Here is a 22,571-nt window from a genome sequence, read left to right as displayed (position 1 = left end):
GCTGAGTTGAATCGCAACACTGCGTCGACCTCCTGAACAACTAACGATCGTTACGAATTGCGCTCGTCAGGAAAGCTTATATACACCCCTGAACTGTGCCCGGTTGAACGCCGATGATATCCCGCGTCTTCCGCGCGACGCTGTTCGCACTGTACCAGCTGTGCATTGTGATCGGTATCGCCGCGATGCCACTCGCAATGGCCGCCCGCCAGGCTGGAGTTACCATCCCGATCCACCGCATGCTCGAAACCGTCGAGGCAGTTTACGAAACCACGCAACCCACTGACGCCTGATTGACCCGTCCCCGACAGAGTCGTCCCTGACTGACCCGTCCCCAACCACTGTTTCTCTCGCAAATCGACTCGAGAGCCGCTTTTGCAGTCGTCCCCGCTGAAACGATTCACACGCCGACGTACGGCCGCCGTAGATGGAGTCTGCATCGACGTTCATTGGGGAGGATAAAACCGGAAACCCCGGCGGTGACCGCCGGGGTTTTATATCGTGCCAGCCGTACCCTTCGGTCAATGCGAGCGCCCCAACATAACTCGGACTTCTCCCGCACCGTCGACCAACTGGCCGACGACCCGGACCCCTACGGGCCGGAGATCGGTTCGACGCCTCAGAACGACCTCTCGCGTGCCGATCTCGACAACGTCAACAAGACCGGTACAACGACGATCGGAATCACGACGACCGACGGCGTCGTCATCGCGACGGACATGCGCGCCAGCCTCGGCGGCCGCTTCGTCTCGAACAAGAACGTCCAGAAGGTCGAACAGATTCACCCGACCGGCGCGTTGACCCTCGTCGGCAGCGTCGGCGGCGCACAGTCGTTCATCTCGAGTCTCCGCGCCGAAGTCAACCTCTACGAGGCCCGACGCGGCGAGGACATGAGCATCGACGCCCTCGCCACGCTCGCGGGCAACTTCGCCCGTGGCGGTCCGTTCTTCGCCATCCACCCGATCCTGGGCGGCGTCGACGACGAGGGCTCCCACGTCTACAGCATCGACCCTGCCGGCGGCGTCATGAAAGACGACTACACCGTCACCGGTTCCGGGATGCAACTCGCCTACGGTCACTTAGAGCAGGCCTACGAGGACGGCCTCTCGAACGACGAGGCGAAGACCATCGCCGCACGCAGTATCAAGTCCGCCGCCGAACGCGACACCGGCTCCGGTAACGGTGTCTTCCTCTGTGAGATCACCGACGAGGGCGTCGACATCCACGGACACCACGACTTCGAAGAAGTCATCTAAGGCGGCTCCCGCCACGATCGATTCCGTTTTTTCGACCCGTTCGATTCGACAGCGACGACTTCACACTCTTTGATCGTCAGTCGCTGTTGCTCAGAATCGGTTGGGACAGTCGACCGCCGATCGAACACAGCAAATCCACCGACGACTGGACGCTCCGAAAACCGTCAGTTGAGCCGTGCGCGCTGATCGGCCTCGAGTTCCGGCTCCGTCAGTTGCGTCGCACGTCCGGTCTCGCTCGAGCGGTAGATCGCCTCGATCACGCGCTGGACGGTGAGAGCCTCCTCGACGGTGTTCGTCTCGGGCGGGGTGCCGGCGGCGACGGCCGCGAGGAACTGTTCGTCCTGTTTCGTGTAGCCGGTTAGCGACGAGTCGCCCGTGAGCGCCACGTCGGCGTAGTGATCGCCACCGGCGGTTCCCGTCTCGAGGATGTCGAGGCTCGTGTCACCGATCTCGAACTGCGCGCCGGCGTCCGTGCCGCGCACGCGGAAGTCCATGCTCTCCTCGCGGTTGGTCGCCCACGCGGCCTCGAGCGAGATGGTTTCGCCGCTCGCACAGCGGATGAAGGCGCTGACGGAGTCGTCGACCTCGTAGGTCTCGCTCTCGGCGTCCCAGTTGTCGCCGAAGCCGTCGGGATCCGCGTACTCTTCGGTCGTTCCGAACGTCGTTCTGGTGACGCCCGAGACCTCCGTAATCTCCGGGAAGTCGAGCGCGTAGAGGGCAAGATCGACCGCGTGGACGCCGATATCGAGCAGAGCACCGCCGCCGGCGAGTTCGGAGTCGGTAAACCAGGAGCCGGGTCCGGGAACGCCCCGTCGCCGGACGTAGTTCGCCTCGACGTGGGTGAGATCGCCGAAGCGGCCGCGAGCGTGGTGCTCGCTGAACATGGCCATCGACGCAGCGTGACGGTTGTGAAAGCCCACCATACAGATACCGTCCGCTTTCGCCGCCGCCCGTGCGACCCGCTCTGCACTCTCTAAGGTGTGTGCGAGCGGTTTCTCGACGAGGACGTGACAGCCGGCCTCGAGGGCGTCGACGGTAATCGGTTCGTGGAATCGGTTAGGGGTGGTCACGATGACGGCGTCGACGACATCGTCTTCGACCAGCCCCTCGTGGGTTTCGTACGTCGCCGCGTCGAACTCCGTGGCGAAGCGCTGGCGCTGTGCTTCGACGAGGTCGGCACCGGCGACGACATCGGCACCGAGTTCGGTGATACTTCGCGCGTGGAGGTGGCCCATTCCGCCGAGACCGACGATCCCGACACCGATTCCGGCGCCGTTCATCGCGAAACCCTCGATTGTTGAACCGTTGGGACGCAGGTACGCTGAGAAACAACCCATTTCGATCTCGTTTGTGTGCGATTCCAGTCCATAGGGAAAAGGAGGTAGCGATCAAAATAAGGGTTGTGACCGATTAATCTGTACAGTATATTTATAATTCCTCGATAATTACAATATTACTGAAAGTATGTTTTGGAAATGGCAGTAATACTTTTATAATTTTGTGTGACTGTCGCGCTTTCGTATCAGCCACGCTAAGCGGCTAGCCGCTGAGGACTAGTCGATGGTTGCAGTTACGATCTGGAACGAGTTCCGACACGAACGCGAGGACGACGAGGTCGCAGCCGTCTATCCGGACGGCATGCACGAGACGATTGCCGACGGACTCACCGATCACGAGCGCGGCGGTGAGTCCGGACACGATGTCCGCACCGCGACGCTTGACGAACCCGAACACGGACTCACCGAGGGTGTGCTCGAGCGCACGGATGTCCTGCTGTGGTGGGGCCACGAGGCTCACGACGAAGTCTCGGATGCGGTCGCCCAGCGCGTCCAGGAACGGGTGCTCGAGGGAATGGGACTGATCGTCCTCCACTCCGGCCACTACTCGAAGCCGTTCAAGCGGCTCATGGGGACCACGTGTAGCCTGCAGTACCGCGAGGACGGCGCGAAGGAGCGGCTCTGGGTCGTCGACCCCGGCCACCCGATCGCCGACGGACTCGGCGAGTGCATCGAACTGCCCCGAACCGAGATGTACGGCGAACCGTTCGACGTTCCCGAACCGGATCGACTGGTGTTCAACAGCTGGTTCGAAGGCGGCGAGGTGTTTCGCAGCGGCTGCTGTTACCGCCGCGGGAACGGCCGAATTTTCTACTTCCGACCGGGCCACGAGACGTACCCGATCTACGAGAACAGCGACGTACGGCGGGTGCTCCGTAACGCCGTCGAGTGGGCAACACCGACGGAGGGCGCGCCGCGGACCTTCGGCGAACGGGACTGAATCGACCGACGGCTCCGGTACGCGACGGTCACCCGCTTCGCTGGGTGTCGACCAGTTCGACGGCGACCTCGAGGTCAGTTCCGGTCGCCGTTTCCAGCCGTTCCCGTACGATGTCGGCGAAATCGGGAGGCTCCTGGTCGCCGGGCGGTCGTTCGACGAGTACGGTTACTGACGGCTGTCCACCGGTGTAGACGTCGACGAGTTCGTAGTCGACGGTGCGCTCGTGGAAGGCGAACTCGTCGAAGGTCGGGTCGTCGGTCATCGCCTCGAGCTCCGTCTGGATATCGTGTTCGACCGCGGCGGTCTGATAGCTCCCGTAGGTGACGCCGCCGAGGACGAGCGAGAGGATGGCGATCGCGACGACGAGCATGACGACTCGTGAGCGCAACTGACCGTAGGCGTGATCGATCCGGTCCGTTCGATGCGGGCGGTAGCCGGAGAGCCACAACAGGATCAACGCGGTCAAATTGATCGAGAGCAGGTTGATGAGCACGAGCGTGCCGGCAGTGACGACGACGGTGGGGTGTCCCCAGGCGATGCCAAGTCCGGCGGTGGCAGCCGGCGGCACGAGTGCAACGGCGATGGCGACACCGACGAGCACTGAACCGACGTTACGAACGAGGCTGACGACGCCGGCGACGCCCGAGCCAAGCGCGAGAAACAGCGCGAGGACGCTCGGTGTGGTCCGCTCTCTGACTTCGGGAACGGTCGTAATGTCGAACCCAGGCGGGAGCAACACCGTTCCTCGCAGGAGCCACCCGATCGCTGCCGCCGTCGCGACGGCGACGCAAATTCCGGTGACCTGCAGGACCACGCCGCGCCTTGCGAGCATATCGTCGTCGACGACGACGCCGACGCTCGCGGAGAGCGCCGGTCCCATCAGCGGCGCGACGACCATCGCTCCGATGATAGTCGCCGCGGAGTCGAGCAACAGGCCGGCAGTCGCGATGGCGGTGCTCACCACGAGCAGGATGAAATAGGTCGACGCGGCGGGTGCGAGGTCAGCGGCCCGCGATTGGAGCTCCTCCCGGGAAATTCTGGTTCCGGCGAACTCGCCGTGCAGTTCGTCCGCTCGATCCGAGACGACCGTTTCAGCAGCTGTAACGACCGTGTACGACCCTTCGTCAAGACCGGAAGCGCGAAGCTCCGAGAGGAACGGTTCGACCGCGGCTGGCGGAACGGGAACCGAAACGAGTGCCTCGAACTCGCCACGACACGTCTGTTCGGAGACGGCGTAATCGACGCCAGTCGCTTCCGCTGTCTCGAGGACGAGATCCAGATCGCCGCGTGGAACGAACACCTGAACGAGACGCATACGAGTGATACGACGGAAACAGGGATAGGCTGTCGCCACAGGGGAGCGACTGTCAGGTCCCCGTGACGGTGCTGAACGGATCAGTTTCAGCCGGTACTTGGCGGACTACATCCGGCGTCAGTATCGAATAGACAGCACCCGTTGTCAGTACCGAATAGACAGCACCCGACGTCAGTACTGATCGAACCGCTCTCGTTGTCAGTGCTCAACGACCTGTTCCCACCGAGGATTCAACGGGTGACGATCGGAAAAACGGGCGTCAGAACTCCCGCCGACCCTCGTCCGTGACGACGCTCTCGAGCAGTTCGATCGGCGTCGCGTCGTAGTTCGGGTTCTCGACGGCGAAGCCCTCGGCGGGTTCCGGCATGACCTCGCTGCCGGTCCGGAACTCGTTTTCGAAGACGAATCCCTCGCTGACGATCTTCGACGCCGATCCCAGCACGGTCACCGGCACGTCGAGTTGGGCGGCCGTGGCGGCGATCGGGAACGTCCCCACGCGGTTGTACAGCGTCTCGTCGACGATACAGTCCATGCCGACGACGACGCGGTCGCAGTCCTCGAGGTAGACGCCGTGTGCGCTGTCCGTGATCAGCGTGGCGTCGACGCCGTCCATCTCGGCGAGCGTCCGGGCCGTCTTGCGGCCGATGTAGCGGGGCCGCGCCTCCGTGATGTAGACGTCGAAGCGCTTGCCCGCCTCGGTCGCCTGCTCGAGGGCCTCGAGCACCGTCGAGGAGTAGTCGTGCGTAAGCAGCGTCGCGCCGTCGTCGAGGATCTCGGCGGCGTTTTCGGCCGCCAGCCGTTTGCCGGATTCGACTCGCGAGACGACCGCGTCGATCCGCTCCTGGGTGAGTCGCTTCGCCTCCTCGACGCTCCCAGGATCGGCGTCGGTAACGTCGTCGACAACGGCCCGAACCGCGTTCTGCAGCGAGGCGTGAGAGTGGTTGGCTCGCCGGAGCACCGAGCCGTTGCGCTCGAGCGAGCGAATATACTCCTCGACGGTGGCGAACTCCCGCTCGAGCAGCTCCTCGAGAGCCCGTGTCGCGCGCACGGCAACCACCGAGGAGCTGTGACTCTGCATCTCCTGGATCTCCTCGACTGTCTCGTCGATCATACCTGCACAGATTCCCGTCAGCGGCAAAGGTGTTCCGGGTAGTCATCTACCGAGGGAACGCGCCGGTTCGACGGCGGCGGCTCATTCGTCGTCGTCCGGTCGTGAGATCGAAACGTCGACCAGTTCGCCCGGCGATAGCTCCGTTCGCTCAAGGAGTTGTAACAGCGTTTTTCCGCCGCCGTCACCGAACACGCGGGCCCGAACCGTCGAGGAATCGTCGAGTGGCGACGATTCGGCGACGGCGGTATCGCCGTCGTCACTCTCTGTCCTCGACTCGCTCTGTTCTGTGACGGCGGATCCCGTCGAATCCACGGCGTAGGGGTTCGAGACGGACGCCAAAAACGTCGCTTCGAGCGCCTCGATATCGACACCCTCCGCAGCGGGCTCCAGAGACTGTCGCTCGAGACGTAACGAGACCGTCGGATCGAGCGCTCGATCTCGATTTGCTTCCCACTGTTTCTGCCGAATCTTCTTGACGGTCGCATCGCCGAGCCAGCCCGGTGCAACCCACTCGTCGTCGTAGAGGCGGTGGACCTTCTCGTCGTCGGTTCCCCACGTGAAACAGCTGTCGTATCGGCACTGGAACTGGTTGAGCGCGTATCCGCGGGCGTGTTTGACGACGACCTGTGTCGGTGCAAGCCCCCGAACGAACTCGTCGATTGCCGCCTGCGGCGGATGATTTTGCGCCTCGTAGTAGTGAGTCGTACAACGTACGTTGGACACGATGTCCGCGCTGCCGGTCGCGAGTTGGACGAAGACGGCGGCCGGATCGTCGTGGAGTTCGAGCAACAGTCGTTTCGCGCTTCCTCGCGTCGGTGAGTCGGGTCCCGCAACGGCAACCCGCCCCTGTTCGACGACCGTTGCCGGATCGTCGAACACTTCGCGCGTCTCGACACCGGGGACGTCGAGTCCGAGCGCCTCGTAGACTCGGGCCGTCTGTCCGACGAGCGTCAGCGGTAGCGGTCGCTCGAGGATCGCCGCGACCCGTCCAAGCAGGACGGCGTAGTGGACGCCGGTGAGCGAACTCGAGGCGACGACGACGCGGGAACCGCCGTACGCCCGTTCGAGGATGGTTTCGATCGAGTCGGTGAGCGTCTCGGTGACGGATTCGTTCGTCGACGCGTTGAGGAAGACGGCGTCGATATCGAACGGATACGCGCTCGGAATCGGCAGAAACCCGGCGCAGGGACGCACCGTGAAATCGCCCGTAACGAGGATGTGGTTGTCGGCCGTCGGGAGATCGACGCCCGTTGGGTCAGTCCGATCGCGAAACCGGATCAGAAAACCTGCCGCGCCGGGAGCGTGGCCGGCGGGAACCGGCCGAACCGCGAGATCGTCGAGAATCGCGGTCCACTCTTCGATCGGCTCGAGTGCCTCGAGAACCGCGTTGACATCGCCGAGATCGTTGTCCTTCCGCGCTTCGGGCAGCGACTGCTCGAGCACTGCCGCGGTCGCGGGCGAGACGTAGATCGGCGCGTTGTGTCGGAGATTCGCCCCAAGACTCCGGTAGTGGTCGATGTGGGCGTGGGTGAGCAAAATTGCGTTCAGGTACTCGTCAGGCTCGAGGAGTTCGTCGAGGTCGACGCCGTCGCCGGCGTCGACGAGAATACAGACACGTGTCCCGTCCTCAGTAAACCGCAGTAGTGTCGACTCGTTCCCCCCGTGGAGGTTCGCGTTCTGGTAGGAGACACGCATCGCTTCGGATTAACTATTGTTCACGGTGTTTTTAATGTACGCTATTTTGGTTGAAACGGCACCGGTACGTATCGCAGTCACTTGCGGGGGCCAAAACCGAAAACCCTCCGCAACTCCCGCTCGATTCGCTCGACGAGTTCCTCGAGGACGATGTCGAACTGCTCGTGGTCGGCGACCGCACCGACGCGTTCTCGAACGTCGTCCGGTATTTCCACACGGAATTCACCGTCTCCCTCATAGAACGGCTCGCTCTCGCTCAGCACCTTCCGGTCGATCGCTTTGAGGACCTGCGAGTCGTACCGGCCGTGAAGCTGGTTGTAGGCGTTCGAGTAGGCCTCCTCGAGTTCCTCGAAGTAGTAGACGTACTTTTCCTCGAACTTCTCGGGGTCGAACTCGGTCATGTCAGTTCGTGACTCCCCGAACGAGTAAACGGTTCGGACTGCGGACTTCCGACGGTTCGGCCGCAGGCTTACGTGCTCGAGCCGCTTAGAGACCGCAATGTCAGTCACCGTTCGCTACACCTGTCCCCACTGCAACGCGGTCGTGAGCCTCGAGCGACCGCCGGATCTCGCGGATCGGTCGGTCACGAAAGTTCGACAGCCGGGCTGGGAGTACGCGGATCCCGACGATCCGGACCGCGAAACCGCCGACGGGATCGAGTTTCTCTGCGGCGAGGACGGTCCGGTTACCGACCTCGAGGGCGAATCGGTCGAGGGCTGCGGACGGCCCTTTTACCTTAATTTCGTGCGATTCCAGCAGGGGGTCGAACTCGATCCCGACCCGCCGACCTACGGGGGACCTCGGTTCGACTTCAACGCGTAAGGAGGCTGTAATCGGGAGCGTCGCACCCGCGAGCGACCGACGGGAGCGAGCGGCTTTTTTGGTCCAGATTTTTTCGAGCGGTTCGACCGAGCGTAGCGAGGGAGGGCCCGAAGAAAAAAGGTGGGAACACAACCCTTTTCGACGGCCGGTGCTACCTTCGGACATGGACGAAGACGCCGTTCGCGACCGCCTCCGGACGGTCGAGGATCCGGAACTCGGCGACGATATCGTCTCGCTCGGACTCGTCAACGACATCAGCGTCGACGGGGATCAGGTCGAGATCGACCTCGCACTGGGTGCACCGTACTCGCCGACCGAGAGCGGTATGGCCGCCGAGATCCGCGAACTCCTTCTTCACGACGGTCTCGAGCCAGACCTCTCGGCAAGCATTCCCGATCGCGACGATTTCGTCACCGAGGAACAGGTCCTGCCGAACGTCAAGAACGTTATCGCCGTCTCCTCCGGGAAGGGTGGCGTCGGCAAATCGACGGTCGCGGTCAACCTCGCCGCCGGGCTCTCGCAACTAGGGGCGCAAGTCGGCCTCTTCGACGCCGACGTCTACGGCCCGAACGTGCCCCGGATGGTCGACGCCGACGAGCCGCCGATGGCGACCGAGGAGGAGACGCTCGTGCCGCCCGAAAAGTACGGCGTGAAGCTGATGAGCATGGCCTTCCTCACGGGCGAGGACGATCCGGTCATCTGGCGCGGTCCGATGGTCCACAAGGTCATCACCCAGCTGACGGAGGACGTCGAGTGGGGCCACCTCGATTATCTCGTCGTCGACCTCCCGCCGGGGACCGGCGACACCCAGCTGACGATGCTCCAGACGATGCCCGTCACGGGTGCTGTCATCGTCACGACCCCGCAAGACGTCGCGCTCGACGACGCGCGCAAGGGCCTCGAGATGTTTGCCAAACACGACACTGTCGTGCTGGGCATCGCCGAGAACATGTCGACGTTTGCCTGCCCCGACTGCGGCGGCGAACACGACATCTTCGGCTCCGGCGGCGGCCGGGAGTTCGCCGACGAACACGAGATGCCGTTCCTGGGCTCGATCCCGCTCGATTCCGCCGTCCGCGAGAGTGGCGACGGAGGTAAGCCGACCGTCCTCTCCGACGAGTCGGCCACCGGCGACTCGTTCCGAACGATCACCGAGAACGTCGCGAACAACACCGGGATCGTCCACCGACGCGGCGTCTCCCAGACCAGACGAAGCGAAGCCGCCTCTCCGGACCGATGACTGCCGACGGCGAAGACGGGAGAGCTGGCGGAAACGACGGGAGCGATCCCGACACGGAGACGGCGTTCGACCCAGATCCCGAACGGGTCGCGTTCCTCCGTGAGGTCGCCGACGAGATTCGCAGCGACTCCAGCGAGAGCAAACAGCTCGCGAACATCCTCTACCGGACGAGCGACCTCTACGACGCGGACGAGGAGACGACGCCCGAAGAGATCGTCCGCAACGTCAAGTTCATCCTCGAGGTCACCGAACGCGGCGGCCTCGAGCGCTGAACGGGAGGATTACGCAGCCTGTCCGCTGAATCTGCCCAGCAGCCTCAGCGACCGTCAGGTGAAGTCGTCTCAGACGGTGCTCCGACGTCGGCTTCGGTCTACGCGGTCGATTTTACGACGGATTGACAGTCGAGACTGAAACCGGCATCCTGCGATGAGTCGAAATTCTACACCATTTTGTGGTATCAAATGGTCTCTAAAACCTTTCAGGGGCAGCCGTTATCCGTCTCTGGCCCCTTCGGTTAGTTAGGAAGTAGGGGCGAAGCATTCGTGCCTCGTTGCTCGTCCCGCCACCAACTATGACCAACGCAACCACACCAATCGAAGCCACGTTCGAACTACAGCGCCAGTCGATCAAACAGAGCCAGCAGTTCGTCCAGCAGGGACTCAAGTTCCAGGAGAACGCCGCCGAATCGTTCCTGCGAAACGGCTTCGCTGCCCAGCGAAGCGCCCAGCGGCAGGGCACCGAACTCGTCCGTCAGCTCTTCGACGCACAGTTCGACGCCCTCGAGTCGTCCCTCAACGAGAGCGGAGGCGACGTTCGCTCGACGATCGATCGACAGTTCGAGGAGGGAACGAAACAGACCCAACGGCTGCTAAACGACGGGTTCGAGCAAAGCGCCGACCTGTTCCAGCAGTTGCTCCACGCACAGTTCGACGCGATGGAGTCGGCGTTCGACGAAAACGGCTCCGACGTTCGGTCGACCGTCGACCGGCAGTTCGAGGAGTTCGAACAGCGCCAGGACGAGGTCTGGGACGAGTTCGAGATGGAGTTCGTCGACGCAGTGGCGGAGCTCACCGACCAGCAACAGCAGGTGCTGTCGGAATCGATCGAATCGCTCCTCGAGGCCCACCAGGAGACCGAACAGCAGGCCGTCGACGGCGTTCGACGAGCCGAGGAGACCGCCGAGAGCGTCCAGCAGCAAACCGAGGAGGTTGCAGACACCATCCAGCAGGGGACCGAAGCGACTATGCAGACGACCCAGCAGCAGGCCGAATCGGTCGCCGAGACGACCCAGGAGAGCACTCAAGAGGTCGTCGACGAAGCCGCCGACGCGACCGAAGAGCTCGCCGTCGAGACGACGGACGCGATCGAGACCGCGACCAAACGGAGCGCCGACGCTGCGGTCCAGAACCTGCAGACGCTCGAGGGCGTCGGGCAGACGTACGCCGACCGTCTCGCCGAAGCGGGCATTGAGACCCTCGCGGATCTCTCTCGGTCACAGGCGAACACCGTCGCGGAGGCCGCAGAGATCTCGCAAGTTCGTGCGACCGACTGGATTCAGGCCGCACAGTCCCAGTCGTAATCGGTCTCGAGCGGTTGCCGATAACGCGGTCCCAGTCGCAGTTCGATTTTCGTCGCGTGTTTTCGGCCTGTTCTGACTCTCGAGAGAGTCACCCTTCGCCTTCGATCGACGCGGGTCACGCACTCCACAGGCGCGTCGCTTTTAGTTTCCCCCTTCGAAACGCGAGTGTGGACGCGAATCAACGGTCTCGAGCGAACCCGTACGGGATGGACGAGGAGTGTCGAAACTGTCCGGCGCTCTGTGAGACGCGGACGCAAGTGGTCCACGGCTACGGCGACGTCGCGGCGGACTTCCTGTTCGTCGGCGAGCGACCGACCGCGAGCGCCGACGAACGTGGCGTGCCCTTTGCGAGCCCCGAGCCCTCGGCGACCGACGACGGCCCGGACGCGGAATCGGAATCGGGAACCAGCCTCCGTCGGCTCCTCGAGCGACTCGGGCTCTGCGATTCGACTTCGCCGGTGGACGAACCCGTCCTCGAAAACGTCTTCCTGACGAACCTGACGCGGTGTCGCGATCCGGAGCGACCGCCGACCGACGAGGAGATCGGCAACTGCGACCCCTACCTCACGGCCGAGATTCGGATGATCAACCCCGAGATCCTCATTCCCGTCGGCGAGCGAGCCCTGATGGAAATCGGCGTCGAGTACACGACGACGCCGGCCGACGAACTCTCGCTGCCGGCGGATCACGCCACGCGAATTCGGGGCCGCGGGTTCGAACTCGTCCCCATGGTGGAGCCACGCGACCAGTCCGACGCACAGACCCAGGCGTGGCTCGAGACGTTCGTCGACCTGATGGCGTCGGACTACCGCCAGACGAAGGGACAACGGGATCGGTGATCGAAGCGACGCTACCAGTATGGGCCGTCGAGCCACTCTTTAGATCGTGCGCCGAGCATGACTAGCGCGCCGATGAAGACGACGGTCACGACGAAGACGGCGACTGTCGGCGCGAAGTAGTCGCCGGACTCGATCAGATAGCTGTCCGCGAATCCCCAGAGTCCGAGCGCGACGAGCGCGGCGATAGAGAGCGTTCCGAGCAGTCCGACCGAGCGCGGAATCGATCGGGTTACGGTTTGATCGTTCATACCGAACTCCTGACGGTCCATCAGTATAATTCGTGCGACATCGGACCGGTGAGTGGCAGCGATTTCCCCATTCGATAGGCGTATACGACGGCGAGACCGCCGCCGGAAGCGCCGCGTTCAAGACCGACGGTCACCGAGACCCGGGTATGAAGGTCGTCGTCCCGGTCGATCCGCCCCGAGAAGGGCTCGTCCTGTCGTCGCTCGTCGATCGAACGCCGCTCTCGGACGCCGAGGCGTGCGGCCTCTACGAGGCCGCCGTCGTCGACGTGCTCCGGGCGGTTGCCTCGAGCGGGGGCGAACTACTGGTCAACTACCGCGACTCGGAGACGCTCCCCGACGAGTACGACGGCGGCGATCCAGAGAACGAGGTCCGCGGGCTGACCGCCGCCGCACTGGGGGAGTTTTCCGAGGACACAGACGGTACGGATGGGGAGATCCGATTCGAACGGCAGGTCGGCTCGAGTCGAACGGCCAGAGTCGGCAACACCGTCACGCATCTGTTAGAGCGCGAGGAGGCCGGGAGCGTCGGCGTCCTCGAGCCGACGGTACCCCTCGTCGGCCGCACGCACATCGACGGCGCCGCGATGTCGACCCGTCGCCACGACGTTGTCCTCGGACCGTCCTCGGAGGGGCGAACCTATCTCGCGGCCTTCGGCGAGCCGATCGATTTCGGCGACGCGTACGCCGCGCCCGAGGTGGCGACGCTGACCGAACGCGCCCGCGAGGCCGGACTCGGTGTCGGTTTCGCGCCGATGCGTCCGACCGTCGCGACCCCGGCGGGACTTCGGTCGACGGTCGCGTTGCTCGAGGCACAGCGAATCGCCGAGAAGCCGGGTGCCGAGGCGACGGCTGCCGTCGTGGACGAACTGGGGCTCGAGGTCGGGGCGGACGAGTCACTCGAGCGGGCGTAACCGACAACCCTTTTTGAACGGACGGAAAAGATCGAAGTGAGGTGGGGTGGCAGAGCGGCCTAACGCGCCTGCCTTGAGAGCAGATGGCCTACAAGCCTCATGGGTTCAAATCCCATCCCCACCGTTTTTCGCGAGAGAGTACGACGAACGAAGTGAGAAGTCTCTCGAGTGGAAAACGAAACGGTGGGAGTTGAACTAGACTGAGGTTCTGCGCTTTGCGCAGGTTCTCGGGCGTAGTTCACAACCCCATCCCCACCGCGTTTCCGTCGTGTCCACGAGCGAACGTCCACTCCAAGCCCGGTCCCACCGCTGGAGACCGGTTCTCACTCGAGTGAGAACGGTCACAACGGCTGGAGAAACTGGTCTGATTGGGGATTTCGCGATCCGACGGCAGCGGGAGCGACTACGTGTCGCTGACTCTCCGCTCAGCACTGGTTTTCTGCAGAAACCATAGATTGTCGGCTGTAAGAATCTCCGCCTTTCTCAAACTGGCCGACGCAGGTTCACGTATGAGTGGGGACCAGATGAAACGGCGAACGCTTCTCAAGGGAGTCGCAGCAGGCGGTGCCGTCGGCAGTGGCGTCCTGGGTGCGAGTGCCGTAGGTGGTCGCACGCCTCGTGGCAGGGTACAGGACGTCGATCGCGAACGCACCGTACAATCGGGAGCAGAACTCCTGTTCGAAGCCGACATCGAGAATCCGGATGCGAACTGGGACGTGGAGTGGCAGATCGACGGCGAGCGTGCCCGGTACGACGCGCACTACGACATGCGAACCCAGGACTACCTACAGTACGTCGAGCAGTACGGCGCGGCGTACTTCACCGAAACGTTCGACTCGAGTGGCACCTACGAGGTCATCGCTTTCGTCTTCTACGACCCCGAAACGGGGAACCGGGACGATCCGGAGTACGAGGGGGCGGACGAAATACGGTGGACCGTTCATGTCACGTCCGACGGCGCGGCGCCGCCGTCCGTCGCAAGCGCGGATCCGGAACCCGGCGAGACGCTTACGGTCGGTCGGAACGAGCCCTTCGAGATCGATGTCGATGTCTCCTCGCCAGACAGCGATCCCGCGCGGACCGTCTGGTGGCTCAGTCAGGCGGACGTCGTCCTCGAGTTCGGCGATCCGGACGGCTCCGGAACGGCGACGCTGTCGGTGGACGACGGCGCGGGCTGTCACACCTGCGCGATCACCTGCTGGGTGATCACCGAGGACAACCTGCTGTTGCGACCGGACTCGTGGGTGCTCGACCACGAGGCAGCGGACGTTCCGGCCACGTTCCAGGTTGCGGAGATGGCGACGAACTCCCCGATCGGTGGCGGGGAGACCCTCGAGGTCACCGCGACGATTCACAATATCGGTGACGAAACCGGGACGACCGACGTGGACCTCGTCGTCGGCCACGACCCCGAGATCGAAGACGGCCAGCTACTGACGCTCGATCCCGGCGAATCGACCGAGATCACGCTGCTGTTCGAAGCCGGCGAACCCGCAGGCGAGGTCGAGGAGTTCCCCGTGATGGTCGACACCGGCGCGGATACGGCCTCCGAGACGGTTGCCGTCGAGTCCGACGGAACGACACCGGCGACGTTCGAAGTCGCGGAGATGGCGACGAACTCGCCGGTCGGTGGCGGGGAGACGCTCGAGGTCGATACCACGATCGAAAACGTCGGCGACGAAACGGGGACCACCGATATCGAACTCCTCGTCGGTCACGATCCAGTCGTCGAGGATAGCGAGATGCTGACGCTCGAGGCCGGCGAATCCGCCGACCTCACGCTCACGTTCCAGACGGGACAGCCGGCGGGTGACACCGAGGAGTTCCCGGTGGTCGTCGACACCGGCGCGGATACGGCGTCGGAGATGGTCGTCGTCGAATCCGAAGCCGAACCGACACCGGCGACGTTCAACGTGGCGAGTATTAACACCAACTCGCCCGTTGGCGGCGGGGAGACGCTCGAGGTCGATACCACGATCGAAAACGTCGGCGACGAAACCGGGACCACCGACGTCGTGCTCATCGTCGGGCACGACCCGGCGGTCGAGGACAGCCAGATGCTGACACTCGAGGCCGGCGAATCGGCCTCGCTCACGCTGACGTTCCAGGCCGGACACCCCGCGGGCGAGATCGAGGAGTTCCCGGTCGAGGTCGACACCGGCGCGGATTCAGCCGCTGTCATGGTCGTCGTCGAGCAGTAACCTACCTGAATCAAGGAGAGAGTCCCGCCCTTTAGGGCGGGCGTGAATCCGACACTCTACTTCACAGACCACGCTCGACGCTCACTCTGGGGTATCCTCCCTAACTTTCTTCTCGCCTTCGAGAAGCAACCCCTTCCACGTCAATCCACGATGCTTCTTCAGTTCCTTCAACCGCTCGTACTGTTCATCGTCATCGAACTCGATACGGACTTCGACCATACAGTAACACATAAAACGCATCTTTATGTGTGTTCCGATGCAACCCGTAGTTGATGAAGCGAGCCAACACATTCGAAGTGATTCCCCAGTCCGACGAGGACGAGGAGTTGCTTCGACGCCTGTTGGACGCTTCTGCCGCTCTCTGGAACGAAATCAACTACGAACGCCGCGAGAACTACGCTGACCCAGACGGCGACGTGTGGGACACCAGCGAGTATCGTGGTCGCTACGGCGGAACACTCGGCGCATCCACGGTTCAGCAACTCGAACGAAAGAACCGCGAAGCGTGGAAATCGTTCTTCAGCCTCAAGAAGAAAGGAGAAGCCAACGGCAAACCCGGATTCTGGGGTAACGCAGATGAGGGGCGAGAACTCCGCACGTATATCCGAAACACATCGTACTCGGTCGAGTGGGGCGAATACTCCCGACTCGAAATCCTCGTTGGTAAAGACCTGAAAGACGAGTACGGGCTTGGACACCGCGAACGTCTCCGACTCGAAGTTCGAGGCAACCCCAACTGGAAGGAGTACGAGAAGCAGGGTCGGTTAGAGTTGTTCTACGACGAGCAAGCACAGACGTTCAGGGCCTTTCAGTCAGTCACTATCGGTAATTCTCGGCTGGCACAACCACTGGCTTCGGAAGAAGCCGCTCTGGACATCGGTGCGAACAATCTCGTCGCCTGCACAACCACGACCGGCCAGCAACTCCTGTACGAAGGGCGCGACCTGTTCAAACGATTCCGTGAAACGACGCAAGAAATCGCCCGGCTCCAATCGCTCTTGGAGGACGGTCGATACAGTAGTCACCGCATCCGACGCTTGTACGACCGGCGCACGAAACGGCGCGACCACGCCCAAGACGCACTCGTCCGTGACCTCATCGAACGCCTCTACGATGAAGGCGTCGGGACGGTGTACGTCGGGGCGTTAACTGACGTACTCGATACACACTGGTCGGTTGAGACGAACGCGAAGACGCACAACTTCTGGGCGTTCAGAGCGTTCGTGAATCGGCTGGCGTGTACCGCCGAAGAATACGGTATCTCGGTTGAGGGTCGGTCGGAAGCGTGGACAAGTCAGGAGTGTCCTAACTGTGGTTCGACAGAGGACACGACGCGCCACCGCGACACGCTGACGTGTCCGTGTGGGTTCGAGGGTCACGCTGACCTCACAGCGTCGGAGACGTTCTTGAGACGGCAGACGACGGTAACACGGTCGATGGCACGGCCTGTATGCCTCAAGTGGGACGACCATTCATCGTCAGAGTCACCACGCTCAGTTCTCAACGAGGAGCATACGAACCCGCAAGTTGCCTCCGTGGGCCGGTAAACGATACCCCCAGCGAGAGGAAACCTCGCCGTTCACGGCGAGGAGGATGTCATTGGTAGGAGAGGTCGAGCTCTCGAGCGCGCTCGAGAAGGCTCTCATCGTAGTACTCCTCGGTCTGTTCGGGACGGGTGTCGTCGATCGAGCGAACCTGCTGGACCGTGTTGCGGAAGACCTTGAACGTGGCTTCGTCGACCATCTGACCGTCTAAGGTGACCGCGCCGGTCCCCTCCGCTTTGGCCTCGTTGAACCGCTCGATCTTGCTCACGTCGCGCTCGAGTTCGTCCTCGTTCGGCATGTGGATCGTGTTCGCCTGAATCGTCTGTTTCGGATAGAGCGACCAGGAGCCGTCGAGTCCGAGGTGGGCCTCGTGTTCGACCTGGTCCGCGTAGGCGTCGGCGTTGTAGTAAGTCAGGCCGGCGCGTTCTTTGAACAGGTCGTCGAACGGGCCGCCGATACAGAGCAGGTTCCCGGCGCTGGCCTCGTTCGAGAGGGCCTCGAGCAGGCCGTCCCAGCGCGGGCGGCCGTCGCCGAGGTCTCGGGCACCGAGTTCGGCCGCGTAGTCGACGGGGCCGAAGACGAGCGCGGTGAGCCGGGAGTCGGCACCGAACTTCGAGATCTCGCGCAGGTCCGAGCGGGCGCGACCGGTTTCGACGATGATCGAGAGCTTGATCGAACCCTCGTCGTAGCCGTGCTCGGCCTCGGCCTCGGCGACAACGTCGGCGGCGCGCTCGACGTCCTCGACGCGGCCAACCTTCGGGACGACGACGCCTTCGATCTCGTCGCCGATCTCGGCGACGAGCTGGTCGATCTGTTCACGACCGCGGTCGCGGAACGAGGCGTCCTCGTAGCTCCACTCGATGCGGGGCCAGATCTCGCCCGCGAACTCGTGTTCGGGGACGAGGTCGATCGTGTTCTCGAGCCCTTCGTCTTTCATATTCGGCGCGGTGCCGTCTTCCATGTCGGGGACGAGCCAGTCAGGGGCCTGGAAGCCCTCGGCGGTGAGACCGGAGCGGAGGTATTTCGCCGAGTCGTCTTTCGGAACGGCGGCCGGTGCAGTCTGGAAGGTTCGGCAGAGTCGGATGTCGTCGGTCATGTGTATGAATCTGAGTCTGAGTTCGAAGTCGCTGGTATCAGCAGTCGTTTATAACGTTCGTTCGTGTTAGTTAGAACGCTTTCGAATTTCGGCCGTGCGTGTGCCCGAGTAGACGGGTTCGTCGTCCTGGTTGAACGCGATGTGCTGGAACGTTACCGTTCCCGCCTCGTCGCTCGAGGCCGCTTCGTCGGCCTCGAGCACGCGCGTGAAGGCGTAGACGGTGTCGCCCACCGCGACGAACGTGTGGAACGACTCGTCGTCGAAGCCGACCTCGCGCCAGGTCTCCTCGTCCGAGCGGGCGTGGCCCAGCGCAGTAGATCGGGTCACGTCGCCGTAGGTGACGATATCGCCGGACGGCGAGTCACTCATCACGTCGACGTTGTGATGCTGTTTGGCCGTGTTGAGCGTCGACAGCGGCAGGGAGGCGACGGTCACGTCGTCTTGCGTGCGGCCGCGCTCGTGGCGGTAGGCGACGGCCGCGTGCTCGTCGGCAGCCGTCTCGAGGGCCTCGACGAAGTCCTCGAAGTAGCCGCCCTCGGGGGCGACGAACGTCTCGGGAAGGTCTGGGCCGTCGTTCTCGTCGTCTTCGGCAGCCGTCGTCCCACTGCCGTCCGTCGCGACCGGTTCGCGACGTGGAATCATGTTCGTACGCTCGTAGGAGCAGAGCACGTCACCCGTCTCGGCGTCTTTCCCGCGGGTGCGCCAGGAGACGATGCCGTACTCGGGCCGGGAACTCGAGGTCGCCCGGTTGACGACTTCGCTCTCGACGTGGAGTTCGGTTCCAGTGTAGACTGGGGCTTCGGGGAATCGGACGTCGGTGCGGCCGAGGAAGTAGCCGCCCTTCTCACTGAGGTCCTCGACGGTGATGCCGAGCGTCGCGGCAGTGAGGTAGTCAGGGTGGACCGGCGGTTCCTCGAACCCTCGTTCCTCCGCGGCATCGGCCCGCCAGTAGGTGGGGTCGTGGTTGAGCGTCTGGCTCATCCAGGACTCGTTGCCGAACTGCGTGAGGGTGAGGCCCGGGTCGTGTTCGATGACGTCCCCTTCCTCGAAGTCCTCGAAGCAGTTGCCCTTCTCTTTGGTCTCGACCTGTTCGAGTGCCTGTGCGAACGTCTCGGGATCTGTCCAGTCAGTCATCGGCGGTAATTTCGTCGGTTTCGGTCTCGTCAGTTTCGGCCTGCCGGTCCCGCTCGCGGCGGGCGATCGTTCTCCGCATCTCGTTCTCGACGATCATGTACCCCTCGTCGAAGCCCATGCCGGGCTTTGCGAGCACCTGCGCCGCGTTCGTCGCGAGGGCGACGTGGGCGCAGGCACGCGCGGAGGTTTCCGTCTCGTTGCAAGTCCCGCCCAGGTAGGCGCGGGTGTCGGTCCCTTCACAGTAGCGAACCGCCTGTCCGCTGCGGTGGATGCCGCCCAGGTCGGGGGTCTTGATCTGGACGAGGTCCGCGGCTTCGGCGTCGACGAAGGCCCGCACGTCCTCGAACGTGTTACACCACTCGTCGGCGACGATGTCGACCGAGACGGCCGCATCGGCCAGCCCCTCGCGAAGTTCGACCATCGCCTCGATCTGTTTCTCGCGGTTGCCGACGTCCATCGGCCCCTCGATCTGGATCGGGTACGGCGCGGCGGCCGCCTCGAGGTCCGCGAAGTAGTCGACGACCTCATCGCGGTCGTAGGGGGCCCCGAAGATCTCGCCGATCATGCCGTAGACGTCGATGTGGAACCGGGGCTCGTAGCCGTCGGGGCCGAGTTCCTGCGAGCGCTCGGTGAGCCACTCGACGTACTCGAGCAGCGTCTCGCCGTTCTCGCCGATCTTCTCCACGCTGTTGATGAGCGCGTGGGGTAGGACGGGGACGCCCTTGACGAACATTTTCTCCGTGTTGTTGTACCGGTCGTCGCCGGACTGGCCGAAGACGGGCACCGGCTCCGTTGCGGGTTCGGTGCCTAAGGCGTCGGCCATCACGTCCGTCTTCGTGGTGTTTCCGGCTTCGGCTGCTGCGGCGAGCAACGCCTGGGAGACGCCGTATCGGATCGCCGTGTGGAGTCGGTCGCCGTCTACCTGTAGCTCCTCGAGCAGTTGTGCGTTCTCGAGGAAGTCCGTCGCCTCGCGACCGACGAGTTCGTCGGCAACGGGGCCTTCGATGACGGGCGCGTACTCCTCGGCCTGGAACAGCGGGTCGCGCCCGCCGGCACCGGAGTACTGGACCGCGGCGCAGTCGCCGCGGACGACGGTGCCGTCCGCGAGTTCGATGTCGACGATGATCGACTCGCCCGCCTGGCGAATCTCGTCGAAGCCGTCCGTGACGGGCTCGCCCTCGTAGGTGAAGCCGTCGTGTTCGGCACCCTGCTTGATCGCGCGCTGGTCGTCGAAAAAGAACCCGGAGTAGCCGGGCGTGGCGTATAGTCCTGTAATCATCATATCTTGACGTCACCCTGTGGTCGGCCGATGAGTTTGCCGTCGCTGATCGCGTCGACGTCGTCCGCCACCATGCGGAACGATTGTTCGCGGCCCTCGGTCGCGGCCCGCTGAGAGAGTCGGGCCTTGTGAATCTCCTTGATATCGTCGTCCATCTCGAGGTCGGCCCACTCGAAGATGCGGACGCGACCGTCGTCGTCTCGAGCGGGAAGCACCGCACCCGCCGCGCTGTCGCTGGGTGCGAACGGAACGTCGAGGGCACCCGAGTCGAACGCCTTGAGCGTTCCCTGGACGACGTCGCCGTCGCCGTGCTCGAAGATGGTGTCCATCAGACACCGGGTCTCGCGTTCGATGAGATCTTGCTCCTCTTCGATGCCGTCGATCTGGATATCCTGCTCGATGGCCATATCGATGACCTGTCGCGTCGTCCGCAGGCCGGCGGAGTTCGCTTCCATCGTCGGCACGCCCTGGAACTCCTGTGGGGACTTGGTGATGACCTTGTCCGGTTGCGCGATGGCTGCGGTCATGCCGCCGAAGCTGATCACGCCGTTGGCGCGAGCTTCGTCCGGCGGGAAGCCACCCATCCACTCGTGGAAGACCGTCGTGACGACGACCTCGTCCGGCAGATACTCGTTGCCCAGTTTCTTGAGGGCGTGTAAGGCGGCGACGTCCTGGACGACGTTACCGACCTGTCCGTAGCCGAGGGTGATCGAGCGCACGCCCTGCGTGGCGGCGAGTTTCCCCTCGACCAACATCACCGCGATCGCGATCGAGGGCGGGACCAGCGTTCCGGTGAGCGGGCCGAACGGCTCGCGGTTGATCCGGATACCGCGTTCGGTGTAAGCCCCCGCCAGCCGGTCGACGAACTGCCACTTCTCGATGGTCTCTTCGAGCCCGTGGCGTTTCGTGTAGGGGATGTTGTAAGAGATTGGACCGCCCTCGAAGCTCTGGAAGCCGCCCGCGAACGTGATCGCGGCGAGCAGCCGGGCGTCCGGCGTGCCGTGGCGGACTTCGATCGGGGCGTCGACCTCGTCGATCAGTCTTCGGCAGCCGTCGATGCCGTGGTTGACGGCCGGGAAGCCGTTGAGTGTGTCGTCGCCCGTCTCGCGGGCCTTCTCGAGGCCTTGCTGGGCCTTCTCGTACTCGTTGTCGCGCGTGTACGAGTCGATAGTGGTGGGAAGGAGGTCGGCTTGGCCCTCCTCGAGAAGGTACTGGAGGAGTTCGATCTGGTCGTCGAGCCGGGGAACGCCGGCTCGGGGCTGGAGAAGCGGCTTGTCAGCCGACTCGAGAACGTCTGCGAATCGCTTGTGTGCGGGCAGCGACTCGTGGTACTCGATGGCCTCCTCGAAGTCGACTTCGTCTCCAGTGTGCCAGTCGGACCGAATCTCTTCGTCGATACGCCGTAGCTCGTCGGCGGGAATACGTTCGTCTCGTATCATCTAGGAACTGATAGTAGCGCGTTCCGACTCGGTCGGTGTAATCTGCAGATCCTGTCGGAGCGCCTCGATCGCGTCTTCGGGATCGGTTTCGGAATCGAAGACGCGGTCGAAGCCGAGCTCCCGGAACGTGCGCCGGGTCTGCTCGAATTCGTCCTGACCGACGGCGAGGTTGCCACCGATGTAGGTGACTGCGTCGACCTCTGCCGTCTCGAGGACCTCATGGAATCCCTGACAGTCCTGCTCGGCGTGACCGTAGAGCGAGGAGACCAGTACAGCCTCGGCGTCGTGGTCTACCGCGGCCTCGGCGAACTCCTCCTGGGAGGTCTGAACACCGAGGTTGATGACGTCGAAGCCCGCTGCACTGAAGGCCTGCTCTAAGATTGTGATTCCAACGACGTGGGCGTCGGAGCCGATCACGCCGAGGACGACCGTTTGGGACATCGTATGCGGAACCATGAGGAACGTGCCTATAAACCTAATGATCTTCCATGATAATACTCCTTAAACATCCTAGCAGGCTCCCTATGGGACGATGTCACAATGTACATTATCGATGGTAAGGATTTTGGTCGTGGTCTGGGAAAG

At 63.4% G+C, this 22,571-nt stretch carries 23 protein-coding genes and 1 tRNA gene; 12 read left to right on the top strand and 12 right to left on the bottom strand.

Annotated elements, in window-relative coordinates; genetic code table 11:
• Nucleotides 1–113: 113 nt before the first annotated feature.
• Both NATTI_RS0101605 and psmB read left to right on the top strand, forming a co-directional pair.
• A complete protein-coding gene (locus NATTI_RS0101605; protein ID WP_006091765.1) occupies nt 114–293 on the top strand; it encodes a hypothetical protein in 180 nt (59 codons plus the stop codon).
• A 231-nt stretch (nt 294–524) separates the two neighbouring features.
• A complete protein-coding gene (gene psmB, locus NATTI_RS0101600; RefSeq protein ID WP_006091761.1) occupies nt 525–1,256 on the top strand; it encodes an archaeal proteasome endopeptidase complex subunit beta in 732 nt (243 codons plus the stop codon).
• A gap of 164 nt (nt 1,257–1,420) precedes the next feature.
• Here the strand turns inward: psmB and NATTI_RS0101590 are convergent, their stop codons facing one another.
• Nucleotides 1,421–2,536, bottom strand: a complete 1,116-nt coding sequence (locus NATTI_RS0101590; protein ID WP_006091759.1) for a Gfo/Idh/MocA family protein — start codon at nt 2,534–2,536, stop codon at nt 1,421–1,423.
• A gap of 280 nt (nt 2,537–2,816) precedes the next feature.
• Here NATTI_RS0101590 and NATTI_RS0101585 point away from each other — a divergent pair, with 280 nt between their 5' ends.
• Nucleotides 2,817–3,533 (top strand): ThuA domain-containing protein, encoded by a 717-nt coding sequence (locus NATTI_RS0101585; RefSeq protein WP_006091757.1) that lies wholly within the window; start codon nt 2,817–2,819, stop codon nt 3,531–3,533.
• Between the two features lie 28 nt (nt 3,534–3,561).
• Here the strand turns inward: NATTI_RS0101585 and NATTI_RS0101580 are convergent, their stop codons facing one another.
• The 4 genes from NATTI_RS0101580 to NATTI_RS0101565 all read right to left on the bottom strand — a co-directional run bounded on the left by NATTI_RS0101580 (nt 3,562) and on the right by NATTI_RS0101565 (nt 8,055).
• Complete coding sequence (locus NATTI_RS0101580; protein ID WP_006091756.1) at nt 3,562–4,848, bottom strand: TIGR00341 family protein; 1,287 nt, start codon at nt 4,846–4,848, stop codon at nt 3,562–3,564.
• A gap of 259 nt (nt 4,849–5,107) precedes the next feature.
• The gene (locus NATTI_RS0101575; RefSeq protein WP_006091754.1) at nt 5,108–5,959 is read right to left on the bottom strand and encodes a translation initiation factor eIF-2B; all 852 of its coding nucleotides are present in this window, start codon (nt 5,957–5,959) and stop codon (nt 5,108–5,110) included.
• Between the two features lie 81 nt (nt 5,960–6,040).
• The gene (locus NATTI_RS0101570; protein ID WP_006091752.1) at nt 6,041–7,654 is read right to left on the bottom strand and encodes an MBL fold metallo-hydrolase; all 1,614 of its coding nucleotides are present in this window, start codon (nt 7,652–7,654) and stop codon (nt 6,041–6,043) included.
• A gap of 77 nt (nt 7,655–7,731) precedes the next feature.
• Nucleotides 7,732–8,055, bottom strand: a complete 324-nt coding sequence (locus NATTI_RS0101565) for a DUF5783 family protein (protein ID WP_006091750.1) — start codon at nt 8,053–8,055, stop codon at nt 7,732–7,734.
• Between the two features lie 97 nt (nt 8,056–8,152).
• Between NATTI_RS0101565 and NATTI_RS0101560 the strand changes: the two genes are divergently transcribed.
• The 5 genes from NATTI_RS0101560 to NATTI_RS0101540 all read left to right on the top strand — a co-directional run bounded on the left by NATTI_RS0101560 (nt 8,153) and on the right by NATTI_RS0101540 (nt 12,134).
• A complete protein-coding gene (locus NATTI_RS0101560) occupies nt 8,153–8,476 on the top strand; it encodes a hypothetical protein (RefSeq protein ID WP_006091748.1) in 324 nt (107 codons plus the stop codon).
• 163 nt (nt 8,477–8,639) lie between these two features.
• Complete coding sequence (locus NATTI_RS0101555; RefSeq protein WP_006091746.1) at nt 8,640–9,716, top strand: Mrp/NBP35 family ATP-binding protein; 1,077 nt, start codon at nt 8,640–8,642, stop codon at nt 9,714–9,716.
• Entirely contained in the window at nt 9,713–9,988 is a 276-nt protein-coding gene (locus NATTI_RS0101550) for a hypothetical protein (protein ID WP_006091744.1), read from the top strand. Before NATTI_RS0101555 ends, NATTI_RS0101550 begins: the two co-directional genes overlap by 4 nt.
• Nucleotides 9,989–10,287: 299 nt before the next feature.
• Nucleotides 10,288–11,295 (top strand): helix-hairpin-helix domain-containing protein, encoded by a 1,008-nt coding sequence (locus NATTI_RS0101545; RefSeq protein ID WP_006091742.1) that lies wholly within the window; start codon nt 10,288–10,290, stop codon nt 11,293–11,295.
• 167 nt (nt 11,296–11,462) lie between these two features.
• Nucleotides 11,463–12,134 (top strand): uracil-DNA glycosylase, encoded by a 672-nt coding sequence (locus NATTI_RS0101540; protein WP_241434383.1) that lies wholly within the window; start codon nt 11,463–11,465, stop codon nt 12,132–12,134.
• An 11-nt stretch (nt 12,135–12,145) separates the two neighbouring features.
• On the opposite strand, the gene NATTI_RS0101535 is transcribed toward NATTI_RS0101540, so the two are convergent.
• Nucleotides 12,146–12,382 (bottom strand): hypothetical protein, encoded by a 237-nt coding sequence (locus NATTI_RS0101535; protein WP_027119027.1) that lies wholly within the window; start codon nt 12,380–12,382, stop codon nt 12,146–12,148.
• A gap of 146 nt (nt 12,383–12,528) precedes the next feature.
• Between NATTI_RS0101535 and NATTI_RS0101530 the strand changes: the two genes are divergently transcribed.
• From NATTI_RS0101530 to NATTI_RS0101520, 3 genes are all read left to right on the top strand, one after another.
• Nucleotides 12,529–13,293 carry a hypothetical protein gene (locus tag NATTI_RS0101530; protein WP_027119026.1) on the top strand — a complete coding sequence of 255 codons (765 nt, stop codon included), beginning with the start codon at nt 12,529–12,531 and terminating at the stop codon, nt 13,291–13,293.
• Between the two features lie 40 nt (nt 13,294–13,333).
• A tRNA-Ser gene (locus NATTI_RS0101525) sits at nt 13,334–13,417 on the top strand.
• Nucleotides 13,418–13,802: 385 nt separating this feature from the next.
• The gene (locus NATTI_RS0101520; protein WP_019991548.1) at nt 13,803–15,494 is read left to right on the top strand and encodes a COG1361 family protein; all 1,692 of its coding nucleotides are present in this window, start codon (nt 13,803–13,805) and stop codon (nt 15,492–15,494) included.
• An 81-nt stretch (nt 15,495–15,575) separates the two neighbouring features.
• Here the strand turns inward: NATTI_RS0101520 and NATTI_RS26370 are convergent, their stop codons facing one another.
• Complete coding sequence (locus tag NATTI_RS26370; protein WP_013440500.1) at nt 15,576–15,713, bottom strand: hypothetical protein; 138 nt, start codon at nt 15,711–15,713, stop codon at nt 15,576–15,578.
• A gap of 53 nt (nt 15,714–15,766) precedes the next feature.
• Between NATTI_RS26370 and NATTI_RS0101510 the strand changes: the two genes are divergently transcribed.
• Nucleotides 15,767–17,041 (top strand): IS200/IS605 family transposon protein TnpB, encoded by a 1,275-nt coding sequence (locus tag NATTI_RS0101510; protein ID WP_006091734.1) that lies wholly within the window; start codon nt 15,767–15,769, stop codon nt 17,039–17,041.
• Nucleotides 17,042–17,090: 49 nt separating this feature from the next.
• On the opposite strand, the gene citE is transcribed toward NATTI_RS0101510, so the two are convergent.
• The 5 genes from citE to glmS all read right to left on the bottom strand — a co-directional run bounded on the left by citE (nt 17,091) and on the right by glmS (nt 22,442).
• Nucleotides 17,091–18,134, bottom strand: coding sequence for an L-malyl-CoA/beta-methylmalyl-CoA lyase (citE, locus tag NATTI_RS0101505; protein WP_006091732.1), 1,044 nt, complete (start codon nt 18,132–18,134; stop codon nt 17,091–17,093).
• 66 nt (nt 18,135–18,200) lie between these two features.
• Entirely contained in the window at nt 18,201–19,268 is a 1,068-nt protein-coding gene (gene mch / locus NATTI_RS0101500; RefSeq protein WP_006091730.1) for a 2-methylfumaryl-CoA hydratase, read from the bottom strand.
• Entirely contained in the window at nt 19,261–20,550 is a 1,290-nt protein-coding gene (locus NATTI_RS0101495) for a methylaspartate ammonia-lyase (RefSeq protein WP_019991547.1), read from the bottom strand. Before NATTI_RS0101495 ends, mch begins: the two co-directional genes overlap by 8 nt.
• A complete protein-coding gene (locus tag NATTI_RS0101490; RefSeq protein WP_006091725.1) occupies nt 20,547–21,986 on the bottom strand; it encodes a methylaspartate mutase subunit E in 1,440 nt (479 codons plus the stop codon). Before NATTI_RS0101490 ends, NATTI_RS0101495 begins: the two co-directional genes overlap by 4 nt.
• Nucleotides 21,987–22,442, bottom strand: coding sequence for a methylaspartate mutase subunit S (glmS, locus tag NATTI_RS0101485; RefSeq protein WP_006091724.1), 456 nt, complete (start codon nt 22,440–22,442; stop codon nt 21,987–21,989).
• Between the last annotated feature and the right edge of the window lie 129 nt (nt 22,443–22,571).

This window comes from Natronorubrum tibetense GA33, assembly GCF_000383975.1.
In the GTDB taxonomy this organism is placed as follows: domain Archaea; phylum Halobacteriota; class Halobacteria; order Halobacteriales; family Natrialbaceae; genus Natronorubrum; species Natronorubrum tibetense.
The sequence above is the reverse complement of the archived record's forward strand: the minus strand, read 5'-3'. Positions and strand labels throughout refer to the sequence as shown.